At 69.5% G+C, this 20526-nt stretch carries 18 protein-coding genes; 10 read left to right on the forward strand and 8 right to left on the reverse strand.

Annotated elements, in window-relative coordinates; all coding sequences use genetic code 11:
- Positions 1-25 precede the first annotated feature (25 nt).
- The 4 genes from POL25_RS09760 to POL25_RS09775 all read right to left on the reverse strand — a co-directional run bounded on the left by POL25_RS09760 (position 26) and on the right by POL25_RS09775 (position 4256).
- On the reverse strand, positions 26-2179 hold the full coding sequence (locus POL25_RS09760) for a catalase (RefSeq protein ID WP_272085661.1): 2154 nt from the start codon (positions 2177-2179) through the stop codon (positions 26-28).
- 187 nt (positions 2180-2366) lie between these two features.
- Positions 2367-3425, reverse strand: a complete 1059-nt coding sequence (locus POL25_RS09765; RefSeq protein ID WP_272085662.1) for an agmatine deiminase family protein — start codon at positions 3423-3425, stop codon at positions 2367-2369.
- A gap of 38 nt (positions 3426-3463) precedes the next feature.
- Positions 3464-3877 carry a molybdopterin-binding protein gene (locus tag POL25_RS09770; RefSeq protein ID WP_272085663.1) on the reverse strand — a complete coding sequence of 138 codons (414 nt, stop codon included), beginning with the start codon at positions 3875-3877 and terminating at the stop codon, positions 3464-3466.
- A gap of 46 nt (positions 3878-3923) precedes the next feature.
- On the reverse strand, positions 3924-4256 hold the full coding sequence (locus tag POL25_RS09775) for a hypothetical protein (RefSeq protein ID WP_272085664.1): 333 nt from the start codon (positions 4254-4256) through the stop codon (positions 3924-3926).
- A gap of 122 nt (positions 4257-4378) precedes the next feature.
- On the opposite strand from POL25_RS09775, the gene POL25_RS09780 reads away from it, so the two are divergent.
- The 4 genes from POL25_RS09780 (at position 4379) to POL25_RS09795 (ending at position 10303) form a co-directional block, all read left to right on the forward strand.
- Positions 4379-6520 (forward strand): hypothetical protein, encoded by a 2142-nt coding sequence (locus POL25_RS09780; RefSeq protein WP_272085665.1) that lies wholly within the window; start codon positions 4379-4381, stop codon positions 6518-6520.
- Positions 6521-6802: 282 nt separating this feature from the next.
- The gene (locus POL25_RS09785) at positions 6803-8941 is read left to right on the forward strand and encodes a hypothetical protein (RefSeq protein WP_272085666.1); all 2139 of its coding nucleotides are present in this window, start codon (positions 6803-6805) and stop codon (positions 8939-8941) included.
- 37 nt (positions 8942-8978) lie between these two features.
- On the forward strand, positions 8979-9230 hold the full coding sequence (locus POL25_RS09790; protein ID WP_272085667.1) for a hypothetical protein: 252 nt from the start codon (positions 8979-8981) through the stop codon (positions 9228-9230).
- Positions 9231-9319: 89 nt separating this feature from the next.
- Positions 9320-10303 (forward strand): WD40/YVTN/BNR-like repeat-containing protein, encoded by a 984-nt coding sequence (locus POL25_RS09795; protein ID WP_272085668.1) that lies wholly within the window; start codon positions 9320-9322, stop codon positions 10301-10303.
- Here the strand turns inward: POL25_RS09795 and POL25_RS09800 are convergent.
- Positions 10296-10868 carry a hypothetical protein gene (locus POL25_RS09800; protein WP_272085669.1) on the reverse strand — a complete coding sequence of 191 codons (573 nt, stop codon included), beginning with the start codon at positions 10866-10868 and terminating at the stop codon, positions 10296-10298. The genes POL25_RS09795 and POL25_RS09800 overlap by 8 nt on opposite strands.
- A gap of 159 nt (positions 10869-11027) precedes the next feature.
- Here POL25_RS09800 and POL25_RS09805 point away from each other — a divergent pair, with 159 nt between their 5' ends.
- From POL25_RS09805 to POL25_RS09820, 4 genes are all read left to right on the forward strand, one after another.
- Entirely contained in the window at positions 11028-12242 is a 1215-nt protein-coding gene (locus POL25_RS09805) for an FG-GAP repeat domain-containing protein (RefSeq protein ID WP_272085670.1), read from the forward strand.
- 107 nt (positions 12243-12349) lie between these two features.
- Positions 12350-13033, forward strand: a complete 684-nt coding sequence (locus POL25_RS09810; protein ID WP_272085671.1) for a hypothetical protein — start codon at positions 12350-12352, stop codon at positions 13031-13033.
- Positions 13034-13202: 169 nt separating this feature from the next.
- Complete coding sequence (locus POL25_RS09815) at positions 13203-14408, forward strand: cytochrome P450 (protein ID WP_272085672.1); 1206 nt, start codon at positions 13203-13205, stop codon at positions 14406-14408.
- 16 nt (positions 14409-14424) lie between these two features.
- On the forward strand, positions 14425-15414 hold the full coding sequence (locus POL25_RS09820; RefSeq protein WP_272085673.1) for a sialidase family protein: 990 nt from the start codon (positions 14425-14427) through the stop codon (positions 15412-15414).
- A 4-nt stretch (positions 15415-15418) separates the two neighbouring features.
- Here the strand turns inward: POL25_RS09820 and POL25_RS09825 are convergent, their stop codons facing one another.
- From POL25_RS09825 to POL25_RS09835, 3 genes are all read right to left on the reverse strand, one after another.
- The gene (locus POL25_RS09825) at positions 15419-16357 is read right to left on the reverse strand and encodes an MYXO-CTERM sorting domain-containing protein (protein ID WP_272085674.1); all 939 of its coding nucleotides are present in this window, start codon (positions 16355-16357) and stop codon (positions 15419-15421) included.
- Between the two features lie 124 nt (positions 16358-16481).
- Positions 16482-17453, reverse strand: coding sequence for a hypothetical protein (locus tag POL25_RS09830; RefSeq protein WP_272085675.1), 972 nt, complete (start codon positions 17451-17453; stop codon positions 16482-16484).
- A 135-nt stretch (positions 17454-17588) separates the two neighbouring features.
- Positions 17589-18170, reverse strand: a complete 582-nt coding sequence (locus POL25_RS09835) for an adenylate/guanylate cyclase domain-containing protein (RefSeq protein ID WP_272085676.1) — start codon at positions 18168-18170, stop codon at positions 17589-17591.
- 109 nt (positions 18171-18279) lie between these two features.
- Between POL25_RS09835 and POL25_RS09840 the strand changes: the two genes are divergently transcribed.
- Both POL25_RS09840 and POL25_RS09845 read left to right on the forward strand, forming a co-directional pair.
- A complete protein-coding gene (locus POL25_RS09840; protein WP_272085677.1) occupies positions 18280-19464 on the forward strand; it encodes a vWA domain-containing protein in 1185 nt (394 codons plus the stop codon).
- Between the two features lie 249 nt (positions 19465-19713).
- A complete protein-coding gene (locus POL25_RS09845; protein ID WP_272085678.1) occupies positions 19714-20304 on the forward strand; it encodes an OmpA family protein in 591 nt (196 codons plus the stop codon).
- Positions 20305-20526: the final 222 nt, after the last annotated feature.

Genomic DNA, 20526 nt, shown 5'->3' on the forward strand with positions numbered 1-20526 from the left:
CGGCCGCGCTCGTCTGCGCCGGCGATCACGCCGGCACGCGTCCGACGTCCTTGCGGTCGAAGAAGCGGTGGTTGGCGATCGCCTTGACGAACTGCTGCGCCACCTGCTGCAGGTCGGCCGGCTTGCGGGCCCCGACCACACCTGGCTCTTTGAGCAGGTCGGCCTCCGACCCGCCCGCCGGCAGGATGTTGCTGGCGAGCAGCAGGTCGAGGCCCTCGCCGGTGGCCGCGAGCGGCTTGTAGTGGGCGAACGCCTCGGCGACGAAGTGGAGCGCCGCGCCCTCCTTCTTCAGCGCCGCCGCGCTGTCGGCCCCGCCGGGCACGTAGACCGCGTCGTAGAACACCGACGCCGCCGTTCGCAGCGACTTCTGCGGCGCGAGCGGCTTGCCGTCGCTGCGCTTGACCGGGGCCATCGAAGGCGCCACCACCTCGACGGTCGCGCCGCCGGCGGTCAGCGCCGCCTTGAGCGCGTCGACCTGGGCGCCGTCGACCCCGTCCGCCACCAGCACCGCGATCTGCCGGGTCTGGATGGTGTCCTTGACCGTGTGGGCCATGCTGAGCTCGGGCGCCTTGACCTTGGAGTAGTCCTGGCGCAGGCCCGGCGCCGAGGTCACGCCGAACTTCGACCACTCGGCCTTGAGGCGCTTCATCGCCGAGGCCGGGTCGTCGACGGTGAGCCCGAGGTTCTTGGCCACGCGCTCGGCCAGCTGGACGTCGACCTGGGTCAGCAGGTCGACCATGCGCTTGCGGACCGGCACCGCGTCGACCTTGCTGAGCTCGAAGCTGAACGCGTCGACGATGTGCTGCCTCTCGTAGTCGGCCTGGTTGCGCCAGAACAGCTCGGCCTGGCCGAAGTGGTCGCCGAACCGCGGGCTGCGCTCGCGGACCTTCTTGCCCTCCTGCGGCGCGGGGAAGCTGTTGAACCCTTTGCCGCCGGCCTGGAACGGGCAGCCCTTCGCCAGCGAATTCGGCGAGTAGGCGACCGGCCCCTTGTTGACCATGTGGCGCATGTGCCCGTCGCGCTGATTGTTGACGATCGCGTTTTCAGGGCGGTTGATCGGCAGCTCGTGGAAGTTCGGGCTGCCGAGGCGGCTCAGCTGCGTGTCGAGGTACGAGAACAGCCGGCCCTGCAGCAGCGGGTCCTCCGAGAAGTCGATGCCGGGCACCAGGTGCGACGGGCAGAACGCGACCTGCTCGGTCTCGGCGAAGAAGTTGTCGGGGTTGCGGTCGAGCACCAGGCGGCCGACCTTCTGCAGCGGCGCCAGCTGCTCCGGCCACACCTTGGTCGCGTCGAGCACGTCGAACGGGAACTGGCCCTCCTCGCCCTCGGGGATGGTCTGGATCGCAAACTCCCACTCGGGGTACTGACCGCGCTCGATCGCCTGCCACAGGTCGAGGCGGTGGTAGTCGGAGTTCTTGCCGCTGATCTTCTGCGCCTCGTCCCACACCACCGAGTGGAGGCCGAGCTTCGGCTTCCAGTGGAACTTGACGAAGTGGGCCTTGCCGTCCTCGTCGAGCAGGCGGAACGTGTTGACGCCGAAGCCCTCGATCATGCGCAGGCTGCGGGGGATGGCCCGGTCCGACATCACCCACATCAGCATGTGCGTCGACTCGGGCGTCAAGGACGCGAAGTCCCAGAACGTGTCGTGGGCCGAGGCCGCTTGCGGGATCTCGTTGTCCTGCTCCGGCTTCACCGCGTGGATCACGTCGGGGAACTTGATCGCGTCCTGGATGAAGAACACCGGGATGTTGTTGCCCACGAGGTCGAAGATGCCGTCCTCGGTGTAGAACTTGACCGCGAAGCCGCGCACGTCGCGGGCCAGGTCGGTCGAGCCCCGCGAGCCGGCCACCGTCGAGAAGCGGACGAACACCCGCGTCTTCTGCCCGACCTTGCGCAAGAACTTGGCGGTCGTCAGCTTCTTCAGCGAGTTCGTGACCTCGAAGTAGCCGTGGGCCCCTTCGCCGCGGGCGTGGACCACCCGTTCGGGGATCCGCTCGTGGTCGAAGTGGGTGATCTTCTCGCGCAGGATGAAGTCTTCGAGCAGCGTCGGGCCGCGCTGTCCGGCCTTGAGCGAGTTGTTGTCGTCGCCGACTGCGACCCCCTGATTCGTCGTAAGTTCGGGGCAATTACCGGGCCCGCGGGGAGCCTCGTCCTTCTCGTTGCGATCGTCCGTCGACATCTCGTCCTCCTGATGCGCCGACCATCGCGACACGGTGCGGCCGCCCTCCTTAGCACCCTCGACGATCGGTGCAACCGAGCCCGCCGCGAACGACGGCTGACGAGACGTCTGCCGCGCCCCCGCGGGCTCGCGCGGGCTCGACCCCCCGCCTCGAGCGGCCGGAGGCGATCTGTCCTTCAGGACATCATCAGGCTGCGGTGGACGGTCCCACGCTCAGCGGCCGCGGCAGTTGCATCGTCAGGCAATGCAGGCTGCCGCCCTGTTCGATGAGCGGCAGGCAATCGACGCCCACCACCTCGCGCCCGGGGAACACCCCGGCCAGCCGCGACAGCGCCTGCGCGTCGGCCGGGTCGTCATAGGTGGGCACCAGCACCGCGCCGTCGAGGATGAGGAAATTGGCGTAGGTCGCGGGCAAGCGGCGCCCGTCCTCGCCGAAGCGCGGGCGCGGCCACGGCAGCGGCACCAGCTCGTACGGTTCGCCGGCGGCGGTGCGCAGCCCGGCCAGCTCGTCGGCCATGGCCTGCAGCTCGTCCCAGTGCGAGTCGTCGGCGTCGGTGCAGCTCTGGTAGGCGATCGTGCGCGCGTCGCAGAGCCTGGCCAGCGTGTCGATGTGCCCGTCGGTGTCGTCGCCCTCGAGCCAGCCGCGGCGCAGCCACAGCACCCGCGTCGCGCCGAGGTGGCGCTGCAGCGCCGACTCGACCTCTGCGAGCCCGAGGCCGCTCCGGTGATCGGACAGCAAGCAGCGCTCGGTGGTGAGGATCGTGCCCTCGCCGTCGGACTCGACGCTGCCGCCCTCGAGGATAAGCGGCACGACCTCGAGCGGCGCCGCGCCGAAGGCCCCGAGCGCGTGCAGGCGCTGCGGGACGACGTCGTCCCGGGAAGCCGCGAACTTGCCGCCCCAGCCGTTGAACTCGAAGTCGAGCACCCGCGGCGTCCCCGCGATCGTCACCGTCAGCGGCCCGTGATCGCGGGCCCAGGTGTCGTCGCAGGCGACCGCGTGCAGCCGCGCCCGCGCGTCGTCGACCCCGGCCCGGCGCAGCAGCGCCCGCACGTGGCCGGCCAGAGCCGCGTCGTGGCACGCGATCACCACGACCTCGCGCAGCGCGATCTGCCGCGCGATCTCGACGAACACCGGCTCGACCCGCGCCAGCATCGGGCCCCAGTCGCTGTCCGCGTGCGGCCACGTCAACATCACCCCGGCCTGCGGCGCCCACTCGGCCGGCAGTACACGTGTCTCTTCAGCCATGTCCCTTCGCCCCTGTCCCTTCAAACATGTCTCTTCACTCAGGGCGCCGCCGCCAGCAGCGCCCGCAGCCCGATCAGCCCGCGGACCGACAGCCCCGGCGACCCCGGGACCCCCAGCCGCAGCGGCCCCTCGGCGTCCGGCAGCCCGAGCGCCACGATCACGTCGTCGCGTTTGACCGTGGCCGCGTCGATCGTCTTCGGCTCGCCGTCAGCCCCGGTCGCCTCGACGTCGACCCCCGCCGGGACCCCCGCCGCCAGCAGCGCCTCGCGCAGCCGCGGCCCGACGTGGCGAATGTCCCCGTCCTTCACCTCGACCTGCGGCAGCGCGGTCAGGCGGGCCGCCAGCAGCGACTCCGAGCGCGACGCCGTGTGCACCGCGAGCGCACCGGCCGGCGCCGCGGAGCAGGCGGACACGGCGAGCGCGACGGCGAACGCGAGCGACGGGCGGAGCATGCGTCGGCGAGCATATCCGCGCCGCCTGCGGCCGACAAGCCGCGGCTCACTCGAGGCGCTCGATCGCCGTGCAGTCGCTCGTCACCTGCGCCTTCTGCTTGCCCTGGATCGGCGCGTACGTGGCCAGCACCTCGCCGTCCTTGCCGATCAAGAACATCTTCTCGGTCCCGCCGGTGATCGTCTCGCGGGCCTCGTTGAGCAGCAGCACCTTGCGCCCGCTGCCCGCCGCGGCGCCGACCTCGACCGTGACGTCGGTGGCGCAGGCGTTGAAGATCGAGACGTGGAACTCGGTGACCGCGGTCGTCGGCGGCTCGGTCGTGGGACTGGGTTTGTCACAACCGACGAAGCACAGGAGCAGGGGGATGATGGCCAGTCGCATGGGTGGATCCTCTTGCTGCACACTCTATCAACTCGGGCCGTCGCGCGCGCCTCGGCCCGCTCCCTCGCCGGTCAGCCGCATGCCCCTTGACGGCCGGCGCGCCCGCGCGTCTCTTGGGCCTCATGCATTCGTTACGGACCGTCGTACCTCGTCTGTCGCTGCTCCTGTGTCTCCCTCTGACCGCCTGCGGCGACTCGAGCGGCAACGTCACCGACTCGGGCCCCGGCACCACCGCCGGCCCGGCCACCGCCACCGATCCCACCGCCACCGGACCGACCACCGCGGGCCCGACCACGGACACGCCCACGACCTCGGCCAGCACCCTCGGCACCGACACCGCCTCGGGCACCGAGACCTCGCCCGCCACCGACGGCACCGACACGTCCCCGGGCACCGACAGCACCGACGGCACCGTCACCGACACCACCGGCACCTCGCAGACCAACACCGGCACCGACACCGGCAACGGCGTCCTCGACATCAACCCCAAGGACGTCACCCTCGAGATCATCGACGGCGTCATCGTCACCCAGGCTTACACCGCCACCTACAACGGCGTCGACGTCACCGGCGACGTCGGCTGGTCGTACAACAAGCCCGAGATCGGCGAAATTCAGCTCAACGCCGAGTTCTTGCCCACCGGCAACCTCGGCGGCACCGGCACCCTCAAGGCCACCTATCAGGCCGCGCAGGCCGAGACCTCCGTCTCCGTCAAGATCATCAAGAAGCTCGACCCCGGCGGCATCGAGCCCGGATGGGGCGACCCCGTCGGCCCCGACCCGTCGATGACGATCGTCTACCCGTACAACGAGACGGTCTTCCCGCTCAAGGTCGCCGCGCCCATCGTCCAGTGGAACAACGTGCAGAACGGCGACCAGTACAAGCTGCACATCAGCGAGCAGTTCTACGACTACACCCTCTACTTCTCGACCAACGTCCCCGCGCGTCACCTCATCGACGCCGCCGAGTGGATCGCCATCAGCGAGTCCGGCCAGGGCGCCCAGAGCGACCCGATCTCCTTCACGCTCCAGCGCAAGAGCGGCAACAACGTCTACGAGTCGGTCAACCAGACCTGGCGCATGGCCCAGGCGCGCCTGCCCGGCCGCGTCTACTACTGGGAGCTGCCCGGCAACTGCGGCGGCGACGCCAACGGCCGCGTCCTCAGCATCAAGCCGCAGGAGGCCCAGGCCAACGAGTTCTTCCAGCCCGGCTTCTGCTGGGGCTGTCACACCGTCAGCCGCGACGGCCGCACCGTCGCCGTCGTCGCCGACAACGGCAACATCCCGTTCCCGACCTTCACCATCGACGTGTCGCAGGAGCCCGCCGTCTACGGCAACATCCAGCCCAACCCGGGCCTCGGCGGCACCTTCAGCGCCTTCAACCACGACGGCACCAAGCTGCTCCAGTCCAACGACCCGATCAACGCCGTCGCGTCGGTGCTGCGCGTCATCGACGCCATGAACGGCCAGATCTTGAACCCCAACGTGCTGCAGCCCGGCTGCGGCGAGCCGGCCTGGTCGCCCGACGGCAAGAAGATCGCCGCCACCTGCGGCTACCCGAACGGCGGCTGGACCTTCGACGCCAACAACGCCGACCTCGTGGTCGCCGACGTCAACCCCGACGGCATCACCGTCAGCAACCAGAAGGTCATCGTCCCCAAGGGCGCCGACGTCGGCCGCCCCGCCTACCCCAACTTCTCGCCCGGCAACGAGTGGCTCGTGTTCGGCCGCCCGACCCAGGGTTCGCGCTCGACCGGCAACGGCAAGCTGTTCCTCGTCGGCGTCGAAGGCAACGACCCGGTCATGCTCGAGAAGGCCAGCTCCGACAACAAGAGCTTCAACCCCACCTTCGCTCCGCTGCGCGCCGGCGGCTACTTCTGGGTCGTCTTCATGTCCCGCCGCGACTACGGCAACACCCTGGTCGGCGCCAACCGCCAGCAGCTGTGGATCACCGCCATCAGCGATCCGCCGAACGCCGGCGGCGACCCCTCCAACCCGCCCTTTTACGTCCGCGGCCAGGAGGACTGCGCCCTGTCCGAGAACGCCTACTTCGCTCCGGACCCCTGCATCGAGGAGCCCAACAAGCCCTGCGAAGCGGGCATCGACTGCTGCTCCGGCCACTGCATCCAGATGGGCGAGATCAAGGTCTGCGGCGAGAAGGGCGCCTGCTCCGAGGCCGGCAACGCCTGCGAGTCCGACGCCGACTGCTGCGAGCCCGACAGCCCCTGCGTCGACGGCTACTGCCAGCAGATCTTCCCCCAGTGACATGAGATGTCCTTCGGGACATATCGCATGACCCGCGGCCGCCGGCGCGCCATCGCGCCGGCGGCTCTATTGATACGTATTTTCAATGCTATGATGATTTCGCGCCGCGGCCCGATCGAGGGTCTGCACCGCCGGCCTCAGGGGGATCCGCCCGTCCGCATCGGCTCCGTCGTGCTGTCTCGCGCCTGCTCCGGGCGGTTTCAAACCTGGCCTTGACGCCCTGTCCCGACTACCCATCGCTGTCGCTTGACGGCCGGCCGTCCTCCGCGTCTCTTGAGCGACATGCATTCGTTACGGACCGTCGTCCCGCACCTGTCGCTTGCCCTGTGTCTGCCTCTGATCGGGTGCGGCGACTCGAGCGGCAACGTCACCGACTCGGGCCCCGGCACCACCGCCGGCCCAGCCACCGCCACCGATCCCACCGCCACCGGCCCGACCACCGCGGGCCCGACCACGGACACGCCCACGACCTCGGCCAGCACGCTCGGCACCGACACCGCCTCGGGCACCGAGACTTCGCCCGGCACCGACGGCACCGACACGTCCCCGGGCACCGACAGCACCGACGGCACCGTCACCGACACCTCCGGCACCTCGCAGACCAACACCGGCACCGACACCGGCAACGGCGTCCTCGACATCAACCCCAAGGACGTCACCCTCGAGATCATCGACGGCGTCATCGTCACCCAGGCTTACACCGCCACCTACAACGGCGTCGACGTCACCGGCGACGTCGGCTGGTCGTACAACAAGCCCGAGATCGGCGAAATTCAGCTCAACGCCGAGTTCTTGCCCACCGGCAACCTCGGCGGCACTGGCACCCTCAAGGCCACCTATCAGGCTGCGCAGGCCGAGACCTCCGTCTCCGTCAAGATCATCAAGAAGCTCGACCCTGGCGGCCTCGAGCCCGGCTGGGGCAACCCCGTCGGCCCCGACCCGTCGATGACGATCGTCTACCCGTACAACGAGACGGTCTTCCCGCTCAAGGTCGCCGCGCCCATCGTCCAGTGGAACAACGTGCAGAACGGCGACCAGTACAAGCTGCACATCAGCGAGCAGTTCTACGACTACACCCTCTACTTCTCCACCAACGTCCCGGCCCGTCACCTCATCGACGCCGCCGAGTGGATCGCCATCAGCGAGTCCGGCCAGGGCGCCCAGAGCGACCCGATCTCCTTCTCGCTCCAGCGCAAGAGCGGCGGTAACCTCTACGAGTCGGTCAACCAGACCTGGCGCATGGCCCAGGCGCGCCTGCCCGGCCGCGTCTACTACTGGGAGCTGCCCGGCAACTGCGGCGGCAACGCCAACGGCCGCGTCCTCAGCATCAAGCCCCAGGAGGCCCAGGCCAACGAGTTCTTCCAGCCCGGCGGCTGTTGGGGCTGTCACACCGTCAGCCGCGACGGTCGCACCGTCGCCGCCGTGCGTGACAACGGCTCGCCGTTCCCGACCTTCACCATCGACGTGTCGCAGGAGCCCGCCGTCTACGGCAACATCCAGCCCAACCCCGGCCTCGGCGGCACCTTCAGCGCCTTCAACCACGACGGCACCAAGCTGCTCCAGTCCAACGACCCGGCCAACGCGGTCGCCTCGCTGCTGCGGGTGATCGACACCATGAACGGGGCGATCCTCAACCCCAACGTGCTGCAGACCGGCTGTGGTGAGCCGGCCTGGTCGCCCGACGGCAAGAAGATCGCCGCCACCTGCGGCTATCCCCAGGGCGGCTGGACCTTCGACCAGAACAACGCCGACCTCGTGGTCGCCGACGTCAACCCCGACGGCATCACCGTCAGCAACCAGAAGATCATCGTCCCCAAGGGCGCCGACGTCGGCCGCCCGGCCTACCCCAACTTCTCCCCCGGCAACGAGTGGCTCGTGTTCGGTCGCCCGACCCAGGGTTCGCGCTCGACCGGCAACGGCAAGCTGTTCCTGGTCGGCGTCGACGGCAACGACCAGGTCATGCTCGAGAAGGCCAGCTCCGACAACAAGAGCTTCAACCCCACCTTCGCTCCGCTGCGCGCCGGCGGCTACTTCTGGGTCGTCTTCATGTCCCGCCGCGACTACGGCAACACCCTCGTCGGCGCCAACCGCCAGCAGCTGTGGATCACCGCCATCAACGATCCGCCGAACGCCGGCGGCGACCCCTCCAACCCGCCCTTCTACGTCCGCGGCCAGGAGGACTGCGCCCTGTCCGAGAACGCCTACTTCGCTCCGGACCCCTGCATCGAGGAGCCCAACAAGCCCTGCGAAGCGGGCATCGACTGCTGCTCCGGCCACTGCATCCAGATGGGCGAGATCAAGGTCTGCGGCGAGAAGGGCGCCTGCTCCGAGGCCGGCAACGCCTGCGAGTCCGACGCCGACTGCTGCGAGCCCGACAGCCCCTGCGTCGACGGCTACTGCCAGCAGATCTTCCCCCAGTGATTTCGCTACATGTCCTCCGGGACATGTGCCGTGATCGGTGAGACAGCGACGACCCGCCGGCCCCCCGCCGGCGGGTCGTCGTTTTTTATGGTCCCGGTCTGCGCCGCTCGGCGAGCGGCGCGTCCTTGGCGACGGTGCCCGCGCGTTCGGCACCACCCGGCTCACCACCCATCACGAGTTCTACAGCGAGATCCTCGCCTATGATGCGTTCGGCGCCGAAGAGTACGCGATCGCCGAGGGCACCCTGTTCGTCCGACCCGGCCCGCAGAACTGCTTCGGCCCTATTTGAGCGCAGGCCGGACCGCAGCGTGAACGACAAGTCGCCTCCTACGAGCGATGGAGCCTGCGCGGCACGCTGGCTCGAGCCATACTTCGACCGTGCAGGTTCGCCGGCTCCTCCCTCTCCTGGCCCTCCACTTGGCCGCTGGTGGCTGCGCCGAGGACTGTCCGCGGTGGGAGCAAGAGCCGCTCGATCCGCGGATCTCTCGCGTCGAGAGCCGCCTCGGGATCTCCAAGACCGGTGAGATCTTCTACCCCGCCCCGGATGACGGCGAATCGTACTCGTTTGAGGTCGTCGCCGAGCTGAAGACACCGCTGTACGGCCTCGCGGGCCTTTACGAGGACGGTCTGGTCGTCGGCGCGAAGGGGGCCGTGTTCGTGTCGCCGTGGCCGAACACCACCTGGGAGCGAGCGACCACGCCGCCTATCGACGAGTCGCTGCTCGCGGTACGCTTCGCATGTCGGCGGACGAACCCGTTCGTACAGCCCGAGATCGCGATCGCCGTCGGCGAGCGCGGGCGGATCCTTCGCAGCACCACGACCGGCCGCAGCTGGGAGCTCACGGACTCGACGACCGCCAGGACCCTTCGCAGCGTCGAAGCCAGCATCGGCGCGAGCGAGAGGGTCGCCGTCGCCGTCGGCGACGCAGGCGCCATCGTGCGCTCGGAGGACGACGGTGCGACCTGGAGCGTCATCGCCTCCGGCACCGACGTCGACCTCGCATGGATCGATTTCGTCAGCGCCTGCGACGCAGAGTCGGTCGACCCCGACGACCCGTGGCCGGGCTATGCGGTCGGCACCGGCGGCACCGTGTTGAAGTCGCTCGACGAAGGCCTCACATGGCAGCCGATCGACCTCGGGATCCCCGACGACATGCGCCAGATCCACGTCCACAGCGACACCCGCATCCTCGGTGACGGCCGACTGTGGGTCCTGGTCGAGGGCAGCGACAGGGCCTCGGTCCTGCACGACTTCGGCCAGACGATCGACTGGTACTCCGATCGCACCGCGCCGGAAAAGGCGGGCGGCGAGGGGCGCCTGTTCTGGTACCGGAGCCCCGGCTACTGCTCGGGCCTCAACTGACGGGTCGCCCCGCGATCGGTGCCCGGCGCCTCCTCGCCAGGAGCAGCGAAATTCCCAGCCAGACCAGCCCGCCTGACGGAGCGCCGGTCATGCCGCATGCGCATCCGTCGTCGTCGCCGGGCGTCCCGCTCGAGCCCGAACCGTCTCCGGTGCCCGAGCTCGTACCGGGGTCCATGCCGTCGCTCGCATCGGTGGGTGCGGCCTCCTCCACGCTGACCTTGATCGGGTCGGAATACGAGAACACGGTGCCCACCGCGGCGGATGCCTCGAGCGTGTGCTCGCCCGGTCCGAGCATGATGTCGAACTCGACCCCGCCGGCGGGACAGGACAGGCATTGCTCCACCGTGCTGCTGTCCGCCGAGAGAGCCACCGTCTCGGCGGGGATGTCGAAGCAGCCGTCGGTGTCGCAGTACTGGATGTCACCATAGGTGACCTTGACCGTGAACTGGGCCGGTACGACAGCGCCGTCCTGCGGCGCGACGATGACGACAGGATCCTCGGCGCGCGCCTCCTGGCTGACAAACAGGCCGACGAGGCCGAAGAGCAGGGCGGATTTTTGGAGCACGAACATCAGATCATCTCTCCTTGGGCGGTGCGGATCCCGTCGCCATGGTAGCAGCGCTCGTCATCTCTCGAGGTCTGGACACAGCGGTCTGCATGGCGCTAGGCTGAGCCGTCGTCTCGGAGCGAGCACATGCAAATTCGACGTTCCACCGCATGCATCGTGCTCGTCGCGCCTCTCGTTCTTTCAGGGTGTCAACCGGAGCCAGGCGGCCCCTCGAGCTCAGAAGCCGCGGAGACGAGCGATCCATCGGGCACCGCCGCGAGCTCCGGAACGCTGCCCACCGATGCGTCCAGCACGACCGACGGCGGCGGCCCGGCCGCTTGCAACAACGGCGAGCTCGAGGTCGGCGAGGTGTGTCTGGGCGCCTGGACGCTGCTCGCGCAAGAGGGTACGGCCCCCCTGCGCCTGGCCGATCTGGACAACGACGAACGGACCGATTTCGTCGCTGGATCCGCTCTGTTTCTCCAGCAACCCGACGGCACCTTCGCCTGGAGAGCGCCGCCGACCTCCGACGCTCCGCTCCAGGTCGGAGAGTTCGACGACGACGGCAACTCCGACATCTTCACCTACGATTTTTACGCTGGGCAGGTGCATCGCTTCCAGGGCAACGGCGACGCGACCTTCCTCGCCCCGCCGGTCACTTCGACGATCGGTGAGGTGCTGGGCTTGAGGGCGGTCGACATCGACGCGGACGGGCGTGACGAGCTCGCCGGCCTGGGCGACACGTTCGCGGGCCCCATCAAGGTCTGGACCGCACGACCCGATGGTGGATTCGACCCGCTCGCTACGTACGCGTTGCCCGGGTTCGACTTCGAGGTCGCGGACTTCGACGCCGACGGCCACCCCGACCTGGCCGTCGCGGGCCTCGATCTGTTTCAGATCCGGTGGGGCGCGGCAGACCTCGAGTTCAGCGACGGCTTCGATGTCATGCAGCTCGGAATGGCAGACATCGCGCTCGCACACGACGTGAGCGGGCCCGCGCTCGCCCTCTACTCGAACTTCATCCAATACCCGGCGCCCCCGCTCAATCGGTTGGTCCTCGGCTGGCCGGAGCGGGCGGATGTCGATTCCTGGCCGTTCGCGGCCCACGACCTCGGTGAAAACGACACCCTGGTCTCATCCCCCTCGTCCGCCGATATGAACGCCGACGGGCTCGTCGATCTGCTCGTTCTGCTGCGCGACAACAAGGGCGGAGCCCGCCGGCTGGAAGTGCTCTGTCAGACGGCCGAGCTCGCGTTCTCCGTCTGTGCCAGCGCAGCTGTCGAGGTGGAGGCGAAGAGCGTGCATCCGCTGCACGCCAACGCCGACGCTGCGATCGATCTGCTCCTCGCCACCGAGTACGAAGGGATCTGGCTCGCGCTCGCCCAGCCTTGATCGCGCCGGTGGGACTCCGGCCGCAATCGGCGAGCTCAGCGCATCATCGCATCCTATAAGGCGTCGGCGCCGCAGTTTCCCACGAATGCGAGACGATCATGCGATTTGTGCTGTCGCCCATCTCCTTGTCGCTCACCGCGCTGGCGATCATGAGTTGTAGCGCGGATCCTGGGGACGGGTCAGATACGCAGCCTACCGAAGACGCAGGGACGACGAGCTCGTCGGACACATCACCACCCGTGGGCGACACGACCGAAGCCTCGACCGGAGCTTCCGACGCGGAGGTCGAACCGAGCGCGTCCTGTCGTTGTGTGCTGCCCGATCATGCCGAGCTCGACTCCTATGATCATCAGGCCTGCGGCTGGGGGCCTTGTGGGTCGATTGAAGTCGCGTGCCAGGGAGGAAGTGAGCACGCGCCGCACCCGCTGTGTGACGCCGGTTACGGTGAGCTGGTCATGGACATCACAGCGCTCGATTGTGCCCTCGACATGCTCGTTCAAGGGGCGTCGGGCCTCGTACACTTCACGTTCTCCGCGGACCGGGGCGTCTCGCGGTCGGGCGGGTTCTTGCGGATTGGCGCCGGCCGCCTGGGTCTCTCGCGGACCTGGCAGTCTGCCGATCTGGGAGGCTTCGAATCGGCGCTCGAGCTCATCCCGCTGAAGAGCGCTGCCTATTTCGAGACGTGCCGAGCGATGCAAGACCCGGCCGAGCGCTACCTGTGCCTCAAGAAATGGTCGGATGGATCGGCGACCGAAGTCTGCGACGAGTCCATGCAATACTCCGATCTCTGACGAGCCACGCTGGCCGCACCTCTTGGCATCGACAGTCGGTTGTACCGCGATGTGGGAATACCCGCTCGGCTTGATATCGAGCCCTTCGACCATCGCGGGGGGCCCTGGTTTCACATCACCGGCCAGGACAGTGACCCGCGCCGTGTGAACTCCGCTAACCTCGGAGGCCATGCACGATCCACTCGGTTTGTACGCCCCCGAGAGTCGCGACGACCCCTACCCCGTGCTCGCCCGCCTGCGTCGCGAGGCCCCGCTCTACTTCGCCGGCAACGAGGGCGCGGGCTCGTACATCGTCACGCGCTACGCCGACGTCGCCAGCGGCTTCCGCGATCCTCGCCTGTCGGCCAGTCGGGCCGAGGCGATGGCCAAGCGCTTGCCGCCCGAGGCGCGGCAGTGGGTCGCGCCGGTGATCGACAACCTCGCGCACTGGATCTTGCTGCGCGACCCGCCGGACCACACGCGCCTGCGCGGCCTGCTCAACCAGGCCTTCACGCCGCGCCTCATTGAAACCTGGCGGCCGCGGATCCAGCAGATCCTCGGCGAGCTGATGGCGGCGATCGAGCCGGGCGAGGTCGATCTGGTGCACGCGCTGGCGGCCCCGCTGCCGGTGCTGGTGATCGGCGACATGCTCGGCCTGCCGCCCGAGGATCGCCACCGCCTCAAGGCCTGCTCCGACGCGATCGCCGGCTTCTTCGGCGCCAGCGCCATGAGCCAGCAGCTGCTCGCCGGCGCCCGCGCGGCAATCCTCGAGCTCGAGGACTACTTCCGCAAGGCGATCGCCGAGCGGCGCGAAGCCCCGCGCCAGGACCTGCTCTCGGCCCTCGTCGTCGCCGAGGAGCAAGGCTCGGTGCTCAGCGAGCAGGAGCTGCTGTCGACCTGCACTGCGATCCTGTTCGGCGGCCACGAGACCACCACCAACCTGATCGCCAACACCGTCTACAGCCTGCTGCGCTTCCCCGACCAGCTGCAGCGGCTGCGCGACGAACCTGGCCTTTTGGCCAGCGCGATCGAGGAGGTCCTGCGCTTTGAGTGCCCCGTCTCGCGCATGGGCCGGGTCGCGCGCGTCGAGTTCGAGTGGCACGGCCAGCAGCTCAATGCCGGCGATCGTCTGTTCCTCTCGTTCGCGGCCGCCAACCGCGACGAGGCCCAGTTCCCCGAGCCCGACCGCTTCGACATCGCCCGCGCCGACAACCGCCACCTCGGGTTCTCGGTCGGCCCGCACTACTGCATCGGCGCCGCCCTCGGCCGCATGGAAGCCCGCCTCGCGCTCGAGGCCCTCCTGAAATTCCCGCGCTGGGAGCTGCGCGAGAAGCCGACCTGGCTCGACAACCTCACCGTGCGCGGCCCGAACTTCTTGCGGGTCGCCCTCACCTGATACATGCTCCCGAGCGATGCTGCTTCCACGGTTCCTCCTGACCATCCTGCCGCTCGCTGCGGTCGCGGGCGGCTGTGGCGAGGAATGTCCGCGGTGGGAGAGCGAGCCGCTCGATCCGCGGATCTCCAGGATCGACGGCAACGTCGGGATCGCCGAATCCGGCGAAGTCTTCTACCCCGCCCCGGACGGCGGCCAGGTGTTTACCTTCCAGGTCTACACCGAACTCGGGACGCCGCTGTACGGCCTCGCCGGCAATCAACCCACCATGTTGGCCGCGGGTGAGGCCGGGGCGATCTTCTTCTCGGAGTCGCCGAACACGACCTGGGAACGAGCCATCACGCCGTCGATCGCGGAGGACCTGCTGGCGGTCCGGATCACCTGCCAGATCGCCGAGGGCACGGCGATCATGTCCGAGGTCGCGGTCGCGGTCGGCGAATCCGGGCGGATCGTTCGCAGCACCTCGAGCGGGATGGCCTGGGAGCTCGTCGAGTCGCCGACCTCCCGCACGCTCCGCAGCGTCGCCACCGGTATCGGCGAGCAATCCGACATCGTCGTCGCCGTCGGTGACGCCGGCACGATCGTGCGCTCGGCCGACCAGGGCGCGACCTGGGAAACAATCACTTCCGGCACCGCGCAGGACCTCGCGTGGGTCGACTTCATCACGCCGTGCCATGTCGAGGCCAGTCACTGGGACCGGCCGTGGTGGGGGCTCGCCGTCGGTGCTGGAGGCACGGTGTTGCGCTCCATCGATGACGGCCTCTCGTGGCAGGCGCTCGACCTCGGCATCTCCGACGACCTCCGGCAAGTGCACGTCCACAGCGACACCCTCTTCCTCGGTGAAGGTCGTCTGTGGCGCTGGGGAGGCAACCTCGATCTCCCCATGGTCTTCCACGACTTCGAGCAGGCGATCGACTGGTACGCCGACGATCCGAATCGCCCGAAGACCGGCGGCGAGGGCCAGCTGTTCTGGCTGCGGAAAGGCGGCTACTGCCCGAACTCGAACTGACGCGTCAGCGCACCCGTCGCCGGCGCCATGCCAGCCCGACGACCACCAGCCCGGACAAGCCCGCTCCATCACCGCCGCCGCGGCAGCCGCAGCCCTCCTTGCCCGTGTCCGTGGCCCCGTCGCCCGCGCTCGCCCCGTCACTCGTGGTGGTGTCCGGTGCCTCGCTCGGCAAGCTGTCGGCCCCGCTGATCTCCGACGTCGACTCGCTGTCACTCGTCGAAGTCGTCGACTCCCCGCTCGTGCCCTCGCCCGTCGTCGTCGGCAGCCCCGTGCTCGTCGCTTCACCCGTCGTCGCTTCGCCGCCCGTGTCGCTCGTGGTCGTCCCGGGCTCGCCCGTCGTGTCCCCGCTCGTCTCGCCGGTCGTCGACTCCCCGCCGGTCGTCTCCTCGCCGAGCGGCGCCGGCGGCTCGTACGTGCTGCCCGGCTCGACCAGCGTGATGACCATGCGGACTTCGGTTGGCATGTAAAGCGCCGCCGTCTCGGGCCCGACGTTGTCGGCCGACGGCTTGCCGTTCATCGTGTCCTTGAGGATGCACGCGAACTTGTTGACGCCCTGCTTCCAGTCGACGAACTGGTTCGGCGGCGACCAGAACTGCGCGAACGTCGACTCCCACGCGTAGATCCCGACCTCGGTGTACGTCGGCGACTGCAGCGTGCACGCGTACGTCGGGTTGGCCTCGAAGCACACCTGGAACTTCGTCTCCTGCGCCGTCGGCTTGCTCAGCACCTCGAGGTGGACCCACACCGAGCCCTTCGTCCAGTCGATCGGGCTCGTCCAGTCCGTCGGCACCTCTCCCGTCGGCATCACCCGGTAGTGCGAATCGGCGAGCTCGGGCGCGTGCACCCACGTCTCGTCCATCACCACCAATTGCCCCGCCTGCGCCTCCCAGCTCGTCGCCGCGACGCCTGCCGCGATTGCGAGCGCCAGTCCCTTCGTGCTCATGCCGGCCAAAGTATCGACCACGGCGGACCCTCGCCACCGCGATCGTCGTGCGCGCGGACGGGGCCGCGCCCGCGACGCGTGGGGGCCGCGCCCCACTCGGCGATCGCCGGGCCTGCAGACGCGCTCACGAGCGCTTGTACGTCAGCGCGTACTTGAGCGGCTCCGGCAGCCGGCTCGACGTGATCGTCACGCTCATCGTCAGCCTGTCGCCCGTCTCGTCGAGCGTGAACGTGCTGCGGCGCCCGCCGTCGTCGGCCTTGAAGTCCATCACCAGGCGACCCTTGACGATCGAGAACGCGACCGTCAGCGGCGAGCCGTCGTCGGAGGTCCACGCCACCGCCGAGCCGCCGATCGTGCCCGTGACCGTGCGCCCCGCGGCGAACGTCGCAGTCACTCTGGTGCCGTCGACCGCGAACGTGATCTGATCGCGGATGGGGTTGGCCGCGGTGAGCCGCTTGCGGCCGATCCCGCGGATCAGCGCGTTCAGCTGCTGCACCGTCGTCTCGATCGCCTCGGTCAGCTTGGTGCGCTGGGCCTCGCCGCCGGCGTAGCGGAACGTCCCGGCGAAGCGCGCCTGCTCGGGCTGGGCCGGCGCCGCCGGGGCTGGCGCGGGCGTCGGTGCAGGCGTCGGCGCGGGCGTCGGCGCGGGCGTCGGTTGCGGGATGTCCTTCGGGACAGGTTCCACCGGCGCGGGCGTCGTCGGTGACTTGTCCTTCGGGACAGGTTGATTCTCGCCCGTCGGCTTGACCTTCTTCGCCGGCGCCGCCTTCTCGCCGTCCGGCTTGACCTCGGCGACCGCGCTCGCGGGGGTCGGCTCCGCGGTCGTCGGCCCCGGCTCACCCGCCACCGTCGTCGGCGCCGGCTCGCCCGCCACCGCCGTCGTCGGCGCCGGTTCGGCGGCCGCGATCACCGGCACGGTCTTCGCCTCCTCCGCCGCGTCCTCGACCTCCGCCTTGGCCCCCTTGGCCTCGTCGGCGAACGGATCGTCGAACTCCTCGGGCGCGGCCGCGGGCGCCGGCGGGGGCGTTGCTTCACCGCATCCGACAGCGAGGACGGTCGCGCACACGAGGACTCGGCGGAGCGGAACCAGGAGCATCCTCGCCACCATAGCAGCGAACCCACGCGGTCGCGCGCTCGGGCATCGCCCGACGAACGCCGCGACCGGGGCCTTTCGGCCAGGTCACGTCGCTCCTCGTGCACGCAGGAGCTCGCGGCGCGCCCTCCTCGCGCCTCAACTCGACCCGACCGCCGCGACTTCCTTCTTCGCCAGCCACGGGCTCGACTCGGCCGGCGCCAGGCTCTGCAGCGTCTCGTCGATCCCCGCCGAATCGGCGGCGTCCGCCAGCTCCGGGATGCTCTCGTGGTCCCGCAGCCAGATCCCCTCGCGCACCCCCACCGACGCGTCGAACTCCGGCAGGAACACCGCGATTCGCCCGCTGCGCCCGCGGATCGGCTGCTTCGGCGCCTGCACGAAGCGCACCGGCCCGCGGATCCGCGAGCGCGTCGACTCCGACACCACGATCGGGCTCGCCAGCTGCTTCGTCAGCGCCTCGAGCCGCGACGCCACATTGACCACGTCGCCGATCGCCGTGTACTCGCGGCGGCGCGGCGAGCCGATGTCGCCGACGATCACCCGCCCGCTGTGCAGCGCGACCCCGATCTTCAGCGGCGGCCCCCCGGCGCCCTCGCGGCGGAGGTTGAACCGGCGCAGCGCCTCTTGCATGTGCAGCGCGCACCACATCGCCCGGTCGGCGTGATGCCGAGCCGGGACCAGTTCATCGCAGTCGCCGTGGATCATACGCCCTCGATCCATCGACCGATCGTGCGAGGCGCTCGCGCGTGCGCGCGGCATCCGGTCAAGGTTGTGTAAAAGCCCACGCGGCCCTGCAGCGGCCTCGTCGTGTCACGCGTACGGTGCGGACATGCGTCACCGCCCCATGGAAGTCCTCGCCGCCAGCGCCATCGCCGTCTGCTGCCTCGCCCTGGCGCTTCATCCCACGCTGCGCAGCCCTGTCGAGCCCGCCGCGGCGCCGACCTTCGAGACGGTCCCGACGGTCGTCCAGACACCGACGCAACCGTCCGCGGCCGCGCGCCCCCGCATCGACGTCGTGTTCGTCCTCGACACCACGGGAAGCATGTCGGGGCTCATCGAGGGCGCGAAGCAGAAGATTTGGGCGATCGCCAACCGCCTCGCATCGGGCGAGCCACGACCCGAGCTGCGCATCGGCCTCGTCGCCTACCGCGATCTCGGTGACGAATACGTCACGAAGCGGTTCGACTTCTCGAGCGACATGGACGCCGTCTACGCCGAGCTGCTCGGCTACGAGGTCGGTGGCGGCGGCGATCATCCCGAGCACGTCGGCCGCGGCCTCGAGGACGCCATCGACCGCATGCAGTGGAGCGACGGCGACAAGGCCCTGCGCCTCGTCTTCCTCGTCGGCGACGCCCCGCCGCACGACGATTATGGCGACGACCCGACCACCGCCGAGCTGGCCAAACGCGCCGCCGGGCGCGGCATCGTCATCAACACCGTGCAGTGCGGCCTGTCGCCCGAGGCCGAGACCGCGTGGCGAGCGATCGCCGCCGCCACCAACGGCGAGTACAGCCAGATCGCCCAGAACGGCGGCGTCGTCGCCGTCGCCACGCCCTTCGACGGGCGCCTGCAGCAGCTCAACAACCAGCTCTCCGCCACCGTGCTCACCTGGGGCAGCCACGGCGACAAGCTGAACGCGCAGGTCAAGCTCGGCAACCGCATGGCGATGTCGGCCAGCGCCGCCGCCGAGGCTGCCAGCTACAGCGCCAAGATCGATCGCATGAACAACGAGGACCTGCTCGGCGCGCTCGACGGCGGCCAGGCCCTCGTCGACATCCCGACCGACCAGCTGCCCGACGTCATGAAGACGATGACGCAGCAGCAGCAGGTCACCCACGTGGCCGACATCCGCCGCCAGCGGACCGCCGTGAACGAGGAGATCCGCGCCCTCTCGGTCCAGCGCGACGCCTTCCTGCGCGACGCCGAGAAGGCCGCCGGCGTCGGCGGCGGCTTCGACGGGAACGTCACCGAGACCCTGCGCCGCCAGGCCGCCTCGATCGGCGTCTCGTACTGAACCTTTTACATGTCACATTGGACATGTCCTATATGCCATGTCCAATGCGACATGTCATCGCTCGCAGCGAGCGGACGGCCGTGACGCCACCCGACCTTCGGGACATGTCCCCGAAAACATCCGCGGGCGACCGCGTCATGCGCCGCCGTGGCGGGCGGACGGGCGCTCGTCGGGGCGGGCGCGGCCTGGTGGCGCGGTCCAGCACGCCCGCGCTTGACGGCCGTGCGCGCTCGTCAATCTTGCCGGGCCATGAGAGCCGTCCACCTGTCCCTCTGGGTGTTGCTTGCGACTGGCGCGGGCTGCCACAAGACCTCGGCCGACCGACCGGTCGAGCACCCGGAGGATGTCGCCGAGCGCGTCGACGACGCCCTCGTCGCCGAGGCCGAGGAGCGCAGGTCGTTGCCGCCTGCCACCGCCATCCCGGGCGAGCCCGCGGGCGAGCGGCCGCTCGAGATCACCGGCGTCTTCATCGACGTCCCGCTCGCCACGGCTTGTGGCATCCCCCTCGCGCCCGAGGCCTACTTCGAGTTCGACGTCGCCGCGCGAGCCCCGGAGAACAACATCCTTCTGCGGCGCGTCGCCGAGTGCCTGACCACCGGCCCGCTGAACGACCGCAGGATCGAGCTGCGGGGTTACAGCGACCCGCGCGGTGGCGACGGCTACGGCGACCGGCTCGGCATGTCGCGCGCTCAGTCTGTCAGCGAGTTCCTCGCCATGCAGGGCGTCGACCCCGAGAGCATCGTCGTGCGCGCCGCCGGAGAGGCCGGCGCTGCGCCCGAGGCTCCTAGTGATTGGCCCTACGAGCGGCGCGTCGACGTCGTCCTGCTCCCGACCGAGTGACATCGCTGCAGACGCCGCCGCTTGCCCGCGCCCCAACTTGGACAAGACTTGGAGTGCGGAGGAGATTCCGATGACCCGGCGCAGACCACCCACCGACGAAGGATTCAGACACCCCGGCGATTTCGGACAGGGGCCGCGATTCCCCGGCGGATTCGCGGAATCACGTGCTCCTCTCGCCGATGCCTCGTACCAGGGCTACGGCGCGTACGCGACGCTCGACGG

This window comes from Nannocystis bainbridge (genome assembly GCF_028368995.1).
GTDB lineage: Bacteria > Myxococcota_A > Polyangia > Nannocystales > Nannocystaceae > Nannocystis > Nannocystis bainbridge.